This window comes from Allocatenococcus thiocycli (assembly GCF_921292965.1).
GTDB classification, from domain to species: Bacteria; Pseudomonadota; Gammaproteobacteria; order Enterobacterales; family Vibrionaceae; genus Vibrio; species Vibrio natriegens.
Window position 1 is genome coordinate 43,493 of record NZ_CAKLCK010000008.1, and the last position, 17,973, is coordinate 61,465.

At 45.5% G+C, this 17,973-nt stretch carries 12 protein-coding genes; 6 read left to right on the top strand and 6 right to left on the bottom strand.

Translation table 11 applies throughout. The features are described 5' to 3' along the window. Positions 1–69 precede the first annotated feature (69 nt). Positions 70–534, bottom strand: a complete 465-nt coding sequence (locus L9Q40_RS04160; RefSeq protein ID WP_014233800.1) for a dCMP deaminase family protein — start codon at positions 532–534, stop codon at positions 70–72. A gap of 385 nt (positions 535–919) precedes the next feature. Here L9Q40_RS04160 and vmeY point away from each other — a divergent pair, with 385 nt between their 5' ends. Beyond that, complete coding sequence (gene vmeY, locus L9Q40_RS04165; protein WP_498792191.1) at positions 920–2,047, top strand: multidrug efflux RND transporter periplasmic adaptor subunit VmeY; 1,128 nt, start codon at positions 920–922, stop codon at positions 2,045–2,047. Between the two features lie 8 nt (positions 2,048–2,055). Next, positions 2,056–5,208 carry a multidrug efflux RND transporter permease subunit VmeZ gene (vmeZ, locus tag L9Q40_RS04170; RefSeq protein WP_498792193.1) on the top strand — a complete coding sequence of 1,051 codons (3,153 nt, stop codon included), beginning with the start codon at positions 2,056–2,058 and terminating at the stop codon, positions 5,206–5,208. Between the two features lie 90 nt (positions 5,209–5,298). On the opposite strand, the gene L9Q40_RS04175 is transcribed toward vmeZ, so the two are convergent. Then, complete coding sequence (locus L9Q40_RS04175; protein ID WP_498792195.1) at positions 5,299–7,068, bottom strand: methyl-accepting chemotaxis protein; 1,770 nt, start codon at positions 7,066–7,068, stop codon at positions 5,299–5,301. Between the two features lie 85 nt (positions 7,069–7,153). Further along, entirely contained in the window at positions 7,154–7,567 is a 414-nt protein-coding gene (arfB, locus tag L9Q40_RS04180; RefSeq protein ID WP_422833842.1) for an alternative ribosome rescue aminoacyl-tRNA hydrolase ArfB, read from the bottom strand. A 76-nt stretch (positions 7,568–7,643) separates the two neighbouring features. Here arfB and L9Q40_RS04185 point away from each other — a divergent pair, with 76 nt between their 5' ends. Next, on the top strand, positions 7,644–8,246 hold the full coding sequence (locus L9Q40_RS04185) for a beta-phosphoglucomutase family hydrolase (RefSeq protein WP_498792197.1): 603 nt from the start codon (positions 7,644–7,646) through the stop codon (positions 8,244–8,246). A 106-nt stretch (positions 8,247–8,352) separates the two neighbouring features. On the opposite strand, the gene L9Q40_RS04190 is transcribed toward L9Q40_RS04185, so the two are convergent. Next, the gene (locus L9Q40_RS04190; RefSeq protein WP_498792199.1) at positions 8,353–9,336 is read right to left on the bottom strand and encodes an OmpA family protein; all 984 of its coding nucleotides are present in this window, start codon (positions 9,334–9,336) and stop codon (positions 8,353–8,355) included. A gap of 460 nt (positions 9,337–9,796) precedes the next feature. On the opposite strand from L9Q40_RS04190, the gene aroG reads away from it, so the two are divergent. Continuing rightward, positions 9,797–10,849: a 3-deoxy-7-phosphoheptulonate synthase AroG gene (gene aroG / locus L9Q40_RS04195; protein WP_014233807.1), complete on the top strand. Its 1,053-nt coding sequence runs from the start codon at positions 9,797–9,799 to the stop codon at positions 10,847–10,849. Positions 10,850–11,170: 321 nt separating this feature from the next. After that, positions 11,171–12,739 (top strand): methyl-accepting chemotaxis protein, encoded by a 1,569-nt coding sequence (locus tag L9Q40_RS04200; RefSeq protein WP_498792202.1) that lies wholly within the window; start codon positions 11,171–11,173, stop codon positions 12,737–12,739. Between the two features lie 87 nt (positions 12,740–12,826). Here L9Q40_RS04200 and tkt read toward each other — a convergent pair whose 3' ends face one another. Together tkt and tal are read right to left on the bottom strand one after the other, a co-directional pair. Continuing rightward, positions 12,827–14,818: a transketolase gene (gene tkt, locus L9Q40_RS04205; protein ID WP_020334176.1), complete on the bottom strand. Its 1,992-nt coding sequence runs from the start codon at positions 14,816–14,818 to the stop codon at positions 12,827–12,829. An 82-nt stretch (positions 14,819–14,900) separates the two neighbouring features. After that, complete coding sequence (gene tal, locus L9Q40_RS04210; protein WP_014233810.1) at positions 14,901–15,851, bottom strand: transaldolase; 951 nt, start codon at positions 15,849–15,851, stop codon at positions 14,901–14,903. Between the two features lie 465 nt (positions 15,852–16,316). Between tal and L9Q40_RS04215 the strand changes: the two genes are divergently transcribed. Further along, complete coding sequence (locus L9Q40_RS04215) at positions 16,317–17,318, top strand: sugar-binding transcriptional regulator (protein ID WP_014233811.1); 1,002 nt, start codon at positions 16,317–16,319, stop codon at positions 17,316–17,318. Positions 17,319–17,973: the final 655 nt, after the last annotated feature.

A 17,973-nucleotide genomic window follows, 5' to 3' on the forward strand; every position in this document is an offset into this window, starting at 1 on the left:
CGCGAACAAATAGAAACAGCCCAGACGATATCTGGGCTGTTTTGTTTTTAGTGTTACTTTAAATGAAGGTTAACGAACGTCTGTTCCTTCAATTTCGATTTCTTCTAACGGCAGCCAGTCCACTTCTACGCCAGCTTGATCGAACATATCTTGACTCACCTGAATCTTATCTCCCCAGCGAGACAGAAAATCTTCTGATTGCTCTGGGCAATGTACGCGTGAGATGCCAGTCTGAATAATTTTTGCCGCGCAGTTAGGGCACGGAAAATGCGTGACCCAAATGTCACAGCCGTCTAAATCACGCTTAGAAAACAGAATAGCGTTTTCTTCTGCATGCAGTGTTTTTAAGTATTTGAGTTCTCGCTCATCGGTATCCACGCTGTCGGAAACCCCGTGTGGATAGCCGTTAAAGCCAACAGAAACGATACGGTTTTGCTTAGTAATTACTGCACCTACTTGTGTGGAGGGATCTTTACTCCAAGACGCCACCAACTCGGCCATTTGGTAAAAACGTTTCGCCCATTTAGAAATCATGTACATCCTCTCGATCGAAGGCTTTGAAATATCGAAATGATAACTCATTTTGTTGTAAAAAATAGTCAAAAAACGAGTGCTGACGCTTAATTGCTCACTTTTCATCGTTCTGTCAGGTAAGGGAGTCTGGTCGACAGGCTCTAGATGTTGGTGAAGGAGGAGAGAAAAGTAGTCATACACTGCGTTGATGTTTGATGGATTTTCATACTTCAGGATTAATAAAGATCATAAAAAAATTTCCATCGCATCACGTTAATTTTACTTGGTTTCATTTAATTACAATTAGAAACGATTTGCATAATTTATGTAGGAGAATTCGCACTCTACAGACGGTAAGGTTGAAGGGTTTTTTAATAATATCCTGTTCCATAAAAATGGTAAATACATGCAAAAGAAAACACTTGTCGCACTAATAGCGGCCACTACTATCCTTGCAGGATGCGGAGAAGTGAAAAATACCCAGGGAGGGAGTCAGGCTCCTCTCGTTGTGACACAGGATGTCATTGTTATCGACTATCAACCAAGCAAGTCGTATATCGGCCGAATTGAAGCGGTAGAAGATACCAATATTACCGCTCAAGTCTCAGGCTATCTGAAAGCGCGTCATTTTGACGAAGGGCAAATGGTAGAAAAAGGCCAGTTGCTTTATACCATCGAGCCTTCTTCTTTTGAAGCTCAGGTAGCAAGTGCGAAAGCAGCATTGGCGCAGGCTAAAGCGGCACTTAAGAAAGCAGAACTTGATCACCAACGCGGGAAAAACTTGCTTCCTCGCGGCAGTATTTCTCAGTCAGAGTTTGACGCTCTGACTGCGGCGCTATTAGGTGCCAGAGCGGAACTTGAAGCAGCTAACGCCCAGTTGAAATTAGCGGAGGTTAACCTCTCTTATACCCAGATTCGTGCACCATTTAGCGGCCGTATTAGTGATACCAAAGTAAGTACTGGTGATTTGGTTTCTCCATCATCAGGGGTGTTGACCACATTAGTTAGCCTTGATCCCGTTCACACCTCATTCAGTGTCAGTGAGCGCGAACGTCTGGCGATGGGTATGGACAAAGTAAAAGGGGATGGCTCCGCGGAATCCAGTAATGTAGAAGTACAGCTAGAGCTGGAAAATGGAGAATTCTTTGAGCACTTAGGGCAACTCGATTTCTTGGGTAACCGCATTAACACCCAAACTGGCACGATTGCGATGCGAGCGATTGTCACCAACCCTGATCATAAGCTATTGCCGGGTCAGCACATCAAAGTGAACTTGCGCGATAAGAACACAAAAGATGTGATTGTCGTGCCACGTCGCGCGGTACAAACGGATCTGGAGGGAGACTTTGTAATGATCACCACCGAAGGTAATGTGGCTGAGCGACGTAACGTTGTGCTGGGGCCGCAAGTAGAGCAAGGGATCATTATTCGTGATGGTCTGGATCAAAACGATTCGGTGATCACACAGGGCTTACAGCGTGTTCGCAATGGCGTAGAAGTGAGTATTCAAACTCCGACTGAAGATAAGCAGTAGGGGGCAGAATGCTAAGTCGTTTCTTTATACAAAGACCTAAGTTTGCTCTGGTCATTTCCATTATTTTGACCTTGGTGGGGGCTATCTCATTAGCCATCCTGCCAGTTGCAGAATACCCACAAATCAGCCCACCTTCAGTTAGCGTGTCGGCGTACTACACCGGAGCAAGTGCTGAAGTTGTCGAACAAGCGATTGCCGACCCGATAGAAACCTCGGTGAACGGTGTAGAAGACATGATTTACATGTCTTCGAAAAGTGCCAACGATGGCTCTTACAGTTTGAACGTTACTTTCGATGTTGGAACCGATCCCGACATGGCGCAAGTTAACGTTCAGAATCGAGTGTCGCAGATTGAATCCAAATTACCACAAGAAGTACGCATGGTAGGCGTGACGGTTAAAAAGCGTTCGCCTGATCTTCTGATGGTGCTGAACTTCTATTCTCCAGACGGCAAGTATGACGACCAGTTCTTGATCAACTACATTAACTTGAATGTAAAAGATCAGCTTGCGCGAGCTAAAGGGATCAGTGAAGTTAACGTGATTGGCGGCGGTGAATACGCGATGCGAGTCTGGTTGGACCCTGAAAAAATGGCCAATCTCAAGCTGACAACATCAGATGTGTATTCTGCGTTGGCCGAGCAAAACGTTCAGGTCGCGGCTGGTCGAGTAGGCGCCGCGCCATACAATAACCCGCAAGAAGTACAGTTCAACCTAGTGACAAAAGGCCGTTTGGAGAGTGTTAGCGAGTTTGAAAATGTCGTACTTCGTGCCAATTCCGATGGTTCAACCGTTTACTTAAAAGATGTCGCACGAGTAGAACTGGGTAAAAAGTTCTACGACGGTAATGGTCAGTTCCGTGGTCAAGACGCGTCTATCGTTGCGTTGTCCCTTCAGTCAGATGCCAATGCGCTGGAAAGTGGCCAAGCGGTAATGGAACTGCTTGAGCGTTTGAGTAAAGACTTCCCAGAGGGTATGGCGTACGAAACCAGTTATGACACAACGGTGTTTGTTTCTGAGTCAATTAAGGGGGTCGTCAAAACACTGATAGAAGCGATTTTATTGGTTATCGCTGTTACGTATCTGTTCTTAGGCAGTGCGCGTGCCACGTTGATTCCGGTGGTCGCGATTCCTGTGTCGCTGATCGGTACGTTTGCCATCATGCAAGTAACAGGCTTTACCATTAATACGGTTACTCTGTTTGGTTTGATTCTTGCGATTGGTATCGTGGTGGATGACGCTATCTTGGTTATCGAAAACGTGGATACAACCATGGCGAAGGATCCAACCATTTCACCGCGTAAAGCCACTCTGCTTGCGATGAAAGAGGTAACTGGGCCAATCATTACCTCAACCTTAGTGCTTCTTGCCGTGTTCCTTCCGGTGGCAATGCTTCCGGGCATTACTGGCATCATGTATCGTCAGTTCGCGCTGACTATCTGTATCTCGGTAGTGATTTCATCGATTAATGCGTTAACGCTTTCTCCAGCGTTATGTTCATTGGTGCTAAAGCAAGGTGGTGGCAATACCGCAAACTGGTTCCAGGCCTTTAACCGTGGTCTAGAGCGTGTGACCCAAGGCTATGGTCAGGTTGCAGTCTTCCTGGTGAAGAAATCACTGTTGCTCGTGACTTTCTTTGTTGTTGCAGTTGCGGCGGTATCTTTCTTTGCCAAGACAACATCCACAGCATTTGTTCCTCAGGAAGATAAAGGGATCTTGCTGGTGAATGTTCAACTACCAGATTCTGCGTCATTGTCTCGTACTGAAGAAGTAACGCGTGAGCTGATGCAAATGGTCGAACAGGAACCTGGTGTTGACGGGGTGACTGTCGCAAACGGTTATTCATTCATGACGGGAGCTGCTGCTTCAAATGGCGCTTCGATGTTCATTAAATTGCACGACTGGGAGACGCGAAACGCCTTAGACGGAGACCACTCTGCCAATAGCATTGCTAACCGTATCAACGGTCTTGCTGCGATGAAATTACCACAGGCAGTAGTGTTTGCGATGGGGCCTCCTGCGGTTCCGGGTATGGGAGCAGCGTCGGGCTTTGAATTTGTGTTGGAAGATACCTTGGGACGCAGCCGTACCGACTTGTCCATGGTGATGGGTGAGATGATTCAGGCGGCAAACCAAGCGCCGGAAATTGCTTATACCTTCAGTACATTCCGTGCCAACGTGCCGCATTACTACGTTGATATTGATCGTGAAAAGGCGCAGCAACTCGGTATTTCACTGTCTTCAATCTTCCAGACACTGCAAGGCAACTTAGGCAGTTTGTATGTGAATGACTTCACCATGTTTGGTAAGAACTTCCGAGTGACCATGCAAGCGGACAGCCAACATCGTAGTAGTATGCAGGACTTAGAACGTTTCCACGTGCGTACGGCTGGTGGAGATATGGTTCCGCTAAGCACACTGGTTAGTTATGAGCAGGTGTTTGAGCCAGATGTTGCATGGCGCTACAACATGTACCGCAGCGCGATTATTCAAGGCCAACCAGCACCGGGTTATTCGAGTGGTGACGCGATCGCAGCCATGGAGCGTGTCGCGGCAGAGGTTCTGCCTCAAGGTTACACCTATGAGTGGACGGGTATGGCTTATCAGGAAGTGCTGGCTGGCAATCAGGCTATCTATGCTTTTGCATTGGCACTGATCTTCATTTACCTGTTCATGGTGGCACAGTATGAGAGCTGGAGTATCCCGCTGGCTATTATTCTCGTCGTGCCAGTTGCAACACTCGGTTCTTTCCTCGCACTGAACTTAACTGGAACGCCGTTGAACTTGTATGCGCAGATTGGTCTGGTTCTGCTGATAGCCTTAGCCGCGAAGAACGCGATCTTGATTGTGGAGTTCGCTAAACAAGAACGCGAAGAAAAAGATGCGGACATCGAGAGTGCGGCGGTGAAGGGTGGTACATTGCGCTTCAGAGCGGTAAACATGACGTCGTGGTCATTTATCTTGGGTATTTTCCCATTGATTTTTGCGGCTGGCGCCGGGCATGTGAGTCAGAACTCTTTGGGCATTTCCCTGATTGGCGGCCTGTTATGTGTGCTTCTTGCGGGTACATTCCTGATCCCGGGTTTCTATGCTCTGGTTCAGAAACAGCGTGAGAAGGTGCATGGCGGCAATACTAAAATGGTCCCTCTTGATGATGAGTAGTGATGATCAAATGTTGGTCATCGCCCTTTAAATGAAAAAGCCCGAAGTGTCATGCACTTCGGGCTTTTTATTTGGAACTATCTTAGCGGATTAGGCGACACGAGTTTTAAACTCTGCAACGGCATCATCCATATCATGCGCTTGAGCAGAGACGGAATCTACTTCCAGCAAACACTCTTTTGCTGATTGCATATTATTTTCTGAGATCACATTGAGCTCATTGATTGAGTCGCTAACCTGATTCATCACAATACCTTGCTCCTCAATCGCAGAAGCAATACGCTCCGAGTTCCCCTGAATCGTATGCATGTCAGTGATAATTTGTTGCAGGCTAGCGTCCAGCTGCTCAGAGGCACTCAGCGTTTGTTGCCCTTGATCGTTACACTGGTCGATATCGGACACGACGGCCGACATTTGCACCTGAATATCGGTGACCACTCGCGTTATTTCTTCAGTAGATTGATGCGTACGACTGGCCAGTGCTCGAACTTCATCAGCAACCACGGCGAAACCGCGACCTTGCTCACCAGCACGCGCAGCTTCGATAGCTGCATTAAGCGCCAGCAGGTTAGTTTGGTCTGCGATTTCCTGAATGATATTTACCGCGCCTCCAATCTTATCAACATGCTGATTTAAGGAGCTGATAGATTGCTGGCTGTTAGATAAAATGCCACTCAGCTGGCCAATATTCGTCACAGTGGCTTCGACGACTGTACGTCCTTGCTCTGCATTGTTGGCGGCTTGATGAACGCCTTCTACAGCAACAGACGTACTTTCCGATATTTCACCGATGGTCGCGACCATCTGTTGAACTGCTGTCGCCATAGAGGCGGTGTGATCGGTTTGAGTGTGAAATTGCTCCATGACGCCTTCAAGTTCACGGTGCATATTGTCGGTGCTTGCGGTCAGTTGCATCGACTTCTCTTGCGTGTTCTGAATTAAACGCTCAAGTTTTTCCAGCAGATCATTAAGGTGATGGCTGATATCAAACAATTCATCTTTACCCGCTAGATCGGAGCGTATTGATATATCGTTGCTCTCGCTGATGGTCTTTATTGTTGTTAATAGGCTACTTACGCGAACGTTAATTGATCGAGATATTTGCCAGATAAGCACAAATAGAACGATCAGTACCAGAGCCGTAATGACTTGCTTAATGGTGCTCATACTCTCTTCGCGCTGAGTGGCTGCAGAATCAATCATCGACGAGAAAGTATCGAACTGCGTTTCTACTGCATGAGAGAGTGCTCGAGTCTCACCAAGTAATCCTTTGTTGTAAGCGACCCCAATGATTTGTTTCTGATTGGCAAGTTGCTTTGCAACCTTCAGCAGTTCCGGTGCATCAATACCACCTAGCGAGTTAGGTTCGAATTGACCTGCCTTTACCGCGTTATCAAAATGAATAAGTGCCAGAATCTGCTGGTGGTCGGCAAGTTTTTTCGAATCGAGCAATAGCGGTTCATATCGCCCTAAAAGTCCACTTTCACTGTTAAGACCATATTGTTGAGAAGCGGAAGCCAGAGTCTGAAATCCTCTTTGGTAAGCCAGCAAGTCGGTTCTTAGCTGGTGACTTGATGGGAGGTCATAATGCGTCAGTATTTCAGCAAGTTCCTCTTCAAGTTGGATAAATAGGTCAACATTGTCGTTAAATTTTTCTAAGTATTTTAAATCGCTACGAAGAAGAAAGTCTTTCTCATTACGTCGCAAATTTAATAAGCGAATTTCCAAATCACCCACATGCTTAATGGCGTGGTTAAGTTCATTACTCTGGTTGGCGAAATGAGATGAGGTACCCAAAAGGGTCACAATGCCTAAAATGGCGATAGCTCCTAGGAAGTAGAGTTTTTGCCGAATAGTCATATTGTTTTTTCCTGAAAAATTGCTCGGGCGTATTGAGCTGCCGGTGAGGTGAGGATGAAATTTTTACTTTGTTATCTGCTTTTGCTTAATACTGTACTTTCTTACGTTGCTGCTTTTTAGTGCCCTGCTTGTTTTTACTGTCAAGGCGACGACGTTGTGAAGCGCGGGTCGGTTTAGTGTTAATGCGCTTCTTCTTTTGTATAGCAGCAGATTCAATCAGTTCTTGCAGCCGATTCAGTGCGTCTTCTTTATTTTGTTCCTGCGTGCGAAACTGTTGTGCCTTAATAATAATCACGCCATCTTTTGTGATACGGTTGTCTGAAAGCTCGAGTAATCGCTCTTTGTAAAACTCCGGTAAAGTTGAGTGACGTATGTCAAAGCGCAAATGAATTGCAGTCGCTACTTTATTAACGTTCTGCCCACCATTTCCTTGAGCTCTTATTGGGGATAACTGGATTTCCCATTCCTGAAGTGTGACGGAGTTCGAAATTTTGAGCATGATAAGAGAATGCCGATAGGGACGATTGAAAGAGCTGATAAATTAACATTACAGATGTAAGAATAGAAGAAAAGACATGAGCACGATTGATTTCAGGCCATATCAGGGGTTCATCTTCGATATGGATGGTACCTTGCTTGATACGATGCCGGCCCATCTTGCTGCTTGGCAAGCAACCGCCGACCGGTTCGATTTTCCATTTTGTCAGGATTGGTTCCATAGTTTAGGTGGTATGCCGAGCTTTAAGATTGTCATTGAATTAAATAACAAACATGGGTTATCACTTGACCCTAAGCAAGTTTCTAAGTTTAAGATGGAAACCTTCGCGGCGATGGAATTGCACGGTGAGATTATCCCTTGTACTAACGTCGTGTTAGAAGAGTATCGCGGTTTTAAAAAAATCGCAGTAGGGACGGGGAGCCAACGCGACAGTGCGATGCGTTTACTCAGTCATGCGGGTCTGTTAGACAAGCTGGATACAGTCGTTACTGCTACAGATGTTGAAAATCATAAGCCGTTTCCAGACACATTTCTTATGGCGGCAGAACAACTCGGTTTAGAAGCGTCAGGTTGCCTAGTTTTTGAAGATACGGAGTTGGGTAAGCGAGCTGCACATGCGGCAGGGATGGATTGTGTCATGGTCGACGGTGATGAGCTGGTATTCTTCGCTAAACCGTAAATAAATGAGAAGCTTAACCGAGAGCCATTTGTAAATTGTGTGATTGCCATTAAAAAGGGGTGCGTTTGCACCCCTTTTGTCAATCAATATACTGATATCACTGAGCTTATGGTTGAACCATTTCGATTACTTCGTACTCGAATTCTGGAACCACAACTTCAACACGACGGTTTAGAGCGCGACCTTCTTTAGTGCTGTTGTCAGCTACTGGGTTTTCTTCACCCATGCCAGACACAGTCAGACGGCCTGCATCAATACCTGCTGCTGTTAGGTAATCAGCAACCGCTTGAGCACGACGCTCAGACAGTTTTTGGTTGTACGCTGCTGGACCTGAGCTATCAGTGTAACCTGTAATCTCTACGTTAGCTTGAGGGTATTCGTTCAAGTGTTCAACGAAGTTGTCAAGACGTCCAGTCGCTTCAGGTGTAAGTGTTGCACTATCAAACTCAAACGTACCTGAACCGTACTCTTCTTTGTGAGTTTTCATAACTGCAACTGGTTCTGGCTCTGGCTCTGGCTCAACTACGGCCGCTACTACAGGAGCAGCTGCGAATGTGTAGTTAACACCAACAGAGAAGAAGTTCGCATCCATATCGTCCCATACGTCATCAGACATATCTTGGTAACGTTGGTACTCAGCGCGTAGGCTTAGGTTTCGGTTTAGAGCGTATTCAGCACCTAGCGAGCCTGTTGGAACGAAATCTTTTTCGTCACCAGACATCATGTAAGCACCACCGATCTTAGCAAACAGGTTAAAATCGTCTGAAAGAGGTAGGTTTAACTTAGGTGCAAGAGTCATTGCCCACAGGTCGCCATCGATAGTATTAGCGCCTGCAGCTGTCTTGAAGTTAGCTTCGTAGTTACCTAGGAAGTCTACACCGTATTCAAGATCAAAATATTCATTAAAGCCATAGCCAACGTGCATTCCGGCCGCGAATGCTTCATCATCACAAGGGCTGTTTAGATAGCAAGCATCATCGAGTGTACTCATGCCCACTTTGCCCCCGATATACATTTCAGCTTGCGCAGTGTTCAAAAGAGCGCTACCACCAGCTACCACCGCTGCTACTGCAATTGCTACTTTGTTCATAATGTTTCCTTGTATTGATTGCATATTAATTTATACGTCGTGTTATCAAAATTAAAGAAAAAACCAGTTATTATAGGAAATTAGTTTATTAGTTAATTCATTTCATATCAAGCAACAAAATATAAGAACTAGCTATACTTTTCTGTATTCAATACCTCACAAACTTCTGATATTTCTTACATTGTAGTAAAGATTTTCAAAGGTATAAGAAAATATATGATAATTTTGAACTTTTTTCCGTAAATAAAAATTTACACTGTGTTTGATATTTAACACTGGTAGATTGTTTGCATTTATTTGCAAAAAGTGATTGAAAGTCTATGGCTAAGCCGATAAGTTACTTGCATCGAAAGTCAAAAATGAACCACAGCCCTTGTTGCTGCTTGCTTTATGAACAATATTGCAATGCTCTTAGTTAGCAAAAAGCTGGGTCATTAACAACAACCAGGATGTAGAAGTAATGTTTCAAACTGATGATGTAAGAATAAATAGAGTAAAAGAACTGTTGCCACCTGTTGCAGTTTTAGAGAAATTTCCAACCACTGAAACCGCTGCTTCAACTACTTTTGATTGTCGTAATGCTATTCATAACATCTTGGAAGGAAAAGACGACAGACTGCTTGTTATCGTGGGTCCATGTTCGATCCATGATCCGCAAGCTGCTGTTGAATACGGTAAAAAGCTGAAAGTACTTCGCGACGAGCTAGGTGAGCAGTTAGAAGTTGTGATGCGAGTCTACTTTGAAAAGCCACGTACGACCGTAGGTTGGAAAGGACTTATTAACGACCCGTACCTAAATGACACATACAAACTGAACGATGGTTTGCGTATCGGACGTAAACTGCTTCTTGACCTCACTGATATGGGATTACCAACAGCCAGTGAGTTCCTCGACATGATTACGCCTCAATACGTTGCTGATCTTATTAGCTGGGGCGCGATCGGCGCACGTACGACAGAATCACAGGTACACCGCGAGTTAGCATCAGGTTTGTCCTGTCCGGTTGGCTTTAAAAATGGTACAGACGGAAACATCAAGATTGCAACTGACGCAATTCGTTCGGCAAGTGCGTCTCACCACTTCTTATCGGTAACCAAATACGGCCACTCTGCGATTGTTGAAACCGCAGGTAACCCAGATTGTCACATTATTCTGCGCGGTGGTAAGGAACCAAACTACAGCGCGGCTCATGTTACCCAAATTAAAGATGAGCTAGATGCAGCAGGTCTGCCTAAGAAAGTGATGATCGACTTCAGCCACGCTAACAGCTCTAAGCAGTTCAAGCGTCAGATGCTGGTATCGGATGATGTATCAGAGCAGATTGCTGGTGGAGAAGATGCTATTTTTGGTGTGATGATTGAATCGCATCTGGTAGAAGGTCGCCAAGATCTTGTTGATGGTAAGGCTGCAACTTATGGTCAGTCTATCACTGATGCATGTATCGGCTGGGAAGACACTGAAGTTGTGTTACGTCAGCTTTCAGATGCAGTGAAAGCGCGTCGCAATAAGTAACACTCCTTAACCTTATATACTTATAAAGAGCCAGAGGTCGATGCCTCTGGCTCTTTTTATTTTTTCCTGACAGACATACCGATCTGAATACACTGCAGTTTGGTTATTCCCGCGTAAAAACTGCTTAGCGCCTGTGTTTTCTTAACGGCTTGGCTTGTCCTTTGAGTGCATGCAATTGCGTAAATTTCTCTGTGTTTACTCTTAAGAAAAGTGAGGACTTGCCGTTAAAGAGTTACCCGTAGAGGGTCGTGAATCAAATACTTCGTAATAGCTCAACAAATTATTACCGAATGATAACTAAAAATGTGAGAAGCATTGTCTATGTCAGTCAATTCAAATAGCAAAACTCAGGAGACTCTGGTCGGAGAGTTTGAGGAACTGGTATCAACTACGAATTTGAAAGGTGTTATCACTTACTGTAACGACGCATTTTGTCGTGTTGCAGAATATACAAATGAAGAGTTGATCGGCCAAAATCATAACATCGTGCGTCATAACGATATGCCAAAAGGGGCGTTTGGTGACATGTGGGCCCGTCTTAAGCAAGGTAAGGCGTGGCGTGGCATGGTCAAAAACAGTACTAAATCTGGTGGATATTATTGGGTTGATGCTTATGTCACGCCAATATATGAACATAATCAGGTCGTAGGCTACCAGTCTGTGCGTGTTAAGCCAAAACGTGAATGGGTTGATATTGCTGCTAAAGCTTATAAGAGTATGAAAGCGGCAGAGAAATCTGGTCGAACTTGGTCTTTAAAGATCAATGAATCGTTACGCTACGCTATTTTGCTTGGTGCACTGAGCGCACCAGCTGCTGCTTACGCTCTGTCTGCTGAAGGCCCTTTAGCTTGGATCGCCAGTCTCTTGCCTGCTGGTGTGTTAGCCCTGCTATTTCGCCAAGAATTGATTGATACTCCTCAACAACTTAAAAAATTACAGAAGCAGTATGACAGTGTTAGTAGGCTCATATACTCGGGTGATAGCGCGTTCTCTATAGCGGATTTCCATATCAAAATGCTGTCAGCACGTATTCGAACAGTGCTGGGGCGTATGACAGACTCCGCTTTACCGTTACAAGAGTGCGCCGAAGATCTTAGCCAGACAACGGCTGAAGTGCATGATGCGCTCAATCAGCAAAATATCGATATCCATAGAGTCCGCGATGCCATGCAAGAGGTTGAAATCTCAGCAAACTCTGCTTCATCCACAACCAATGATGCACATTTATTGATTGATGACACGCTAAAATCGTGTTTGATGGCAAAAGAGACCATCATTCAGACCCACAGTAATTTGACCCAGCTGAGTTTACAAGCTGAGCAAGCCACTGAAACGACGTATAAATTAAGTGATCAGGCACAAAAAGTGAGTCACTTGATGGAAGAAATCGGTGGCATCGCTGATCAAACCAATTTGCTGGCATTAAATGCGGCGATTGAAGCAGCAAGAGCGGGTGAGCAAGGTCGTGGCTTTGCCGTAGTAGCGGATGAAGTAAGAGCACTTTCTGGCCGTACTTCTAATGCAACCGAGCAAATACAGGCGTCCATCTCTACCATGTTGTCGACCATACATAGCTGGCAACAAGACATTTTGGCGAATAAAGAGCAGACGGATACGTGTTCTGAAGTTGCAAAACAAAGTACGGTACGTCTATCGGAAGTCGAACAGATGATGCAGACCATGAGCGGCTTAATGGTTGATGTGGCTCAGACCGCGGATAATCAGTTAAAACTGGCGAGTGACGTGAACTTGCATATCCAGTCTATCGCCTCGACGGCGGAGCAAAACCTGGCGGCGACTCATTCTGTGGAGAAAAACAGCCTGCAGCTAAAAGAGCAGGTCAAAGATTTCTATCAACTGGCGCTTCGATTTGAAGATAAGCCGTCGTAAGAATTCTCGTTTATTCAGACAATAAAAAGCCCCGCTGTATTAGCGGGGCTCTGTTTTTATAACAATTGCTTGAAAGCTAATCTTTGATTAAGCAAGCAATTCTTTCGCTGTGTTTACTACGTTTTCTGTAGTGAAACCGAACATCTTGAACAGTTCGCCTGCTGGTGCAGATTCACCGAAGGTAGTCATACCGATGATCTTGCCGCCGAAGCCTACATACTTGTACCAGAAGTCTGCGATGCCCGCTTCGATAGCGATACGCGCTGTCACGTCTGATGGCAGTACTGCTTCACGGTAAGCTGCGTCTTGTTTGTCGAATGCATCTGTTGATGGCATTGAAACAACACGTACTTGCTTGCCTTCTGCAGTTAGTTGCGCTGCTGCTTCAACCGCTAGCTCAACTTCTGAACCTGTTGCGATAAGGATAAGCTCTGGCTTGCCTTCGCAATCTTTCAGGATGTAAGCACCTTTCGCGATGTCTGCAACTTGCTCTGCAGTACGCTCTTGTTGTGCTAGATTCTGACGAGAGAAGATAAGTGCTGTTGGTGCATCTTTACGCTCGATAGCCAGTTTCCAAGCCACTGCTGATTCAACCTGGTCACATGGACGCCATGTGCTCATGTTTGGAGTCAGACGTAGAGAAGCCATTTGCTCAACTGGTTGGTGAGTTGGGCCATCTTCGCCAAGACCGATAGAGTCGTGCGTGTAAACCTGGATGTTCTGAACTTTCATCAGAGCAGCCATACGCATTGCGTTACGCGCGTATTCCATGAACATTAGGAACGTTGCGCCGTAAGGAACGAAACCGCCGTGTAGTGCGATACCGTTCATGATTGCAGTCATACCGAACTCACGCACACCGTAGTGGATGTAGTTACCTGAGAAGTCATTCGCTTCAAGAGACTTAGAGCCAGACCACATAGTCAGGTTAGAAGGTGCAAGGTCAGCAGAGCCGCCCATGAATTCAGGTAGTAGAGCACCAAACGCTTCTAGCGCATTTTGAGATGCTTTACGTGACGCGATGTTTGCTGGGTTTGATTGAAGATCAGCAATGATTTGGTTCGCTTTCTCTTCCCACTCTGCAGGCAGTTCACCGTTTACGCGGCGTTTAAATTCAGCTGCCAGCTCAGGGTATGCTGCTTCATAAGCTGCAAATTTCTCGTCCCACGCTGCTTCCTTAGCTGCGCCTGTTTCTTTCGCTGACCATTCTGCGTAGATTTCCTGCGGAATTTCAAAAGGACCGTACTCCCAACCTAGTTCTTTACGTGTTGCTGCGATTTCTTCTGCACCTAGAGGCGCGCCGTGACAGTCGTGTGAGCCTGACTTGTTAGGAGAACCGAAACCGATGATAGTTTTAGTACAGATTAGTGTCGGACGAGGGTCTGCTTTAGCTGCGATAATTGCTGCGTTGATTGCTTCAGGATCGTGACCGTCTACCGCTGGGATTACGTGCCAGCCGTACGCTTCGAAACGCTTAGGTGTATCGTCAGAGAACCAGCCTTCAACGTGACCATCGATAGAGATGCCGTTGTCATCCCAGAACGCGATCAGTTTGCCAAGACCTAGAGTGCCCGCCAAAGAACATGCTTCGTGCGAGATACCTTCCATCAGACAGCCGTCACCCATGAATGCATAAGTGAAGTGGTCAACGATGTCGTGGCCTTCTTTGTTGAACTGTGCAGCAAGTGCTTTTTCAGCCATTGCCATACCAACTGCGTTAGTGATGCCTTGGCCTAGAGGACCTGTTGTTGTCTCGATACCTGGCGCGTAGCCGTACTCTGGGTGACCTGGAGTCTTAGAGTGAAGCTGACGGAAGTTTTTCAGATCGTCGATAGATAGCTCGTAACCGCTCAAGTGCAGTAGAGAGTAGATCAGCATTGAGCCGTGGCCGTTTGAAAGTACAAAACGGTCGCGGTCTGCCCATTCAGGGTTAGATGGGTTGTGGTTTAGGTGAGAGCGCCAAAGAACTTCAGCGATGTCAGCCATACCCATAGGTGCACCTGGGTGGCCAGAGTTAGCTTGTTGAACACCATCCATGCTTAGTGCGCGGATTGCATTGGCAAGATGTTTACGATCCATAATAGTTACCGAATAAATTTAATTCTAGGAAAGGAAAATTAAGAGGGGAACGCAAACGTTCCCCTTTTGTGATTCTGTGTAATTACAGCTTAGCTGCGATCATGTCTTCAAGTTTACCTTGGTCAATCGCGAAGTTACGGATACCTTCCGCAAGCTTCTCTACTGCCATTGGGTCTTGGTTGTGATCCCATAGGAACTCTGAATGAGTCATTGGCGCTGGGCGCTCTTGAGTGCCTTTAGAGTCAACTAGCTTCTCAACCACTTCGCCTTCAGCCGCTTCTAGTTCAGCAAGTAGAGCTGGAGCGATAGTTAGACGGTCACAGCCTGCTAGTTCTAGGATTTCACCGATGTTACGGAAGCTTGCTCCCATTACTACTGTGTTGTAGCCGTACTCTTTGTAGTAGTTGTAGATCTTAGATACAGATAGTACGCCTGGATCTTCTGAAGCTTCGAAGTCACGACCTTCCTTCGCTTTGTACCAGTCCATGATACGACCAACGAATGGAGAGATTAGGAATACGCCAGCTTCAGCACATGCACGAGCCTGAGCGAAAGAGAATAGAAGAGTTAGGTTACAGTTGATGCCTTCTTTCTCTAGGATTTCAGCAGCGCGGATACCTTCCCAAGTAGAAGCCAGTTTGATAAGGATGCGGTCGTTAGCGATGCCAGCATCGTTGTACATTTTAACTAGCTGACGTGCTTTTGCTACGCTGCCTTCCATATCGTAAGAAAGACGTGCGTCAACTTCTGTAGAGATACGGCCAGGGATAGTTTTCAGGATTTCTTTACCGATGTTTACAGCAAGCATGTCACAAGTGTCTTGAACTTGTTGAGCTTTGTCGTCGCTCTGTGATTTTGCATACTCAATTGAAGCATCGATTAGAGGAGCGTACTCAGCAATTTGAGCGGCTTTCAGAATCAGAGAAGGGTTAGTTGTTGCGTCTTCTGGCTGGTATTTTTTGATTGCATCGATTTCACCAGTGTCAGCGACTACAGTCGTCAGTTTACGAAGTTGCTCTAATTTGTTGCTCATTCCGATCATCCTATTTCATTGGGCTCATACTTTGCTGTCAGTATGAAAAGTGCATTTGCAAGCGCGTTAGCCAGCGGAAGTAGAAATCTGTTCTGCTCACTAACTTTTAACTTTTCAGCGTTTGAACATTTGTTGTGAACATTTGCTCTAACTCTGAGTAAATGATGCCTCCATAATTATCTGATCTGTGCTAAAAGTCAATTGTTGATCTGGGGGGAAAGTGACATTCATCAATTATTTTTTCCCGCCTTGGCCCACTATTATCGAGATAAACGTTTGCCCATATAGCACATGGCTTATAAGGGCATTAACGAAGCCCTATTTTAATCTGAGAATTTGTTTTTGTGATGAGCAAATGTTGAAGTGAAGGGCGGGTGTGACATATGCTACGCTCGTGAGCGCTTGTAATGGCGTTGAGTATTTGCTCGAGTGAAGGGCACAGATAAAATACAAATCAGGTTGAATATGAGTAAATCTATTAACGATGTATCTGATGAAAGTACCGATCTTCTGACTGAGATTTCGGTTGCTTACTACCAAGATGGGGCAACACAAGAAGAGATCTCGAAAAAGTTTGCTGTTTCCCGCGCGAAAGTGGGACGTATGCTAAAGCAAGCAAGAGATGAAGGCATCGTGGAGATCACAGTTAAATATCACCCGGTATTTAGCGCTAAGATTGAGCAAAGGCTGATCGAACGTTTTGGCGTGAAGCGCGCCTTGGTGGCTTTAGATCAGCCAAGCGAAGAGCAGCAAAGGTTACAAGTCGCTGGGCTGGTATCTAAATACATGGCGAGCACGCTACAAAATGGTACTGTAGTGACGGTGGGTCAGGGGCGCAATGTGTCTGCAGTCGCGCATCACGTAGGCGTTATCCCTCAAAGAGACGTTAAGTTTGTTTGTGGTATCGGCGGTATTCACCCACGTGGAGGCATGTTTAACGCTGACCATATTTGCCGTCAGTTCGCCAAAAGCTACGGCGGCACATCAGAAACGCTATATGCACCAGCCTATGCAGAAAACCGGGAGCAGAAACTTGCTTTCATGCAAAACGCGACGGTTAAGCAGACTCTGGACCTCGCACGTAAAGCCGATGTGGCTCTGGTTGGAATCGGCGACATGAGTGAAAACAGCTATATGGTCGATCTCGGTTGGTTTACCGCAGAAGAAGTCGTGCAGTCGCGAATGATGCAAGGTGTCGTTGGAGATTTCGCGGGGTACGATTTTTTCGATATTAATGGCGTATCCGCAAAGACGGTGATGAGCGACCGTATTATCGGTCTTGGCATTGATGAATTCCGCTCCGTTTCTGAAGTGATCGCTATTGCTGCCGAGAACAGTAAACCTTTGGCATTACTCGGAGCTTTAAGAACTGGCGCGATTGACGTTATTGCCACTAGCGTGAGTAATGCATTAACGGTACTCAACCTAGATGAGCAAATGAACGGCAAAACAGTATCGGATATTTAGTACGAATAATTTGCGATTAATGCAATACGGTTGCGAGTGTTTAGAAATCACTCGCAGCCTGATTTCCTTCCTAAGTTTAAAGTATTCCTCGCGGCTCATTGGAACCCGATTAGCTCGGAGTAAATTATGAACAAGACACTTTTTTATTCGTTGATGATGGTTTTATATTCACTTGTGCTATTTAAATAAATCGGAATTTACGGTTCGTTCTAGTGATCGTTAAAATGATAATTCAATGATAATTCATTGATTTTAAATATGACTTATTCAATTCTATCACCTTGCTTATCGCCTTTCTGATCACATAATTCTTGTTGCAGTGTGCATTTTTAATGATTGCAAATTGAAGCAAAGTATATAAATATTAGCCCGCACTCGCAGTTCTCCATGGTTGGAAGAAGAACAATTTTCATTGTTTTGTTGCGAATTCAGTCAGGTTAGTCGTCGTGTTCTCCCACGCATTCTGGCTGCGATAAAGTACAGGGAAAGTTTCAATCCGTTTCTGAGTGGCACACAAATAGCGCACAAAGCTCTCATTTCATCTCATTCTCGTTTGCTATTTCTCCCTGAGCACACCATAACTTTATGAAGTATATCCAAATGACTTCAAGAAACAGGGTCAGAGCGTTGCCGTTTCTGCAACTCAGAGATCTCA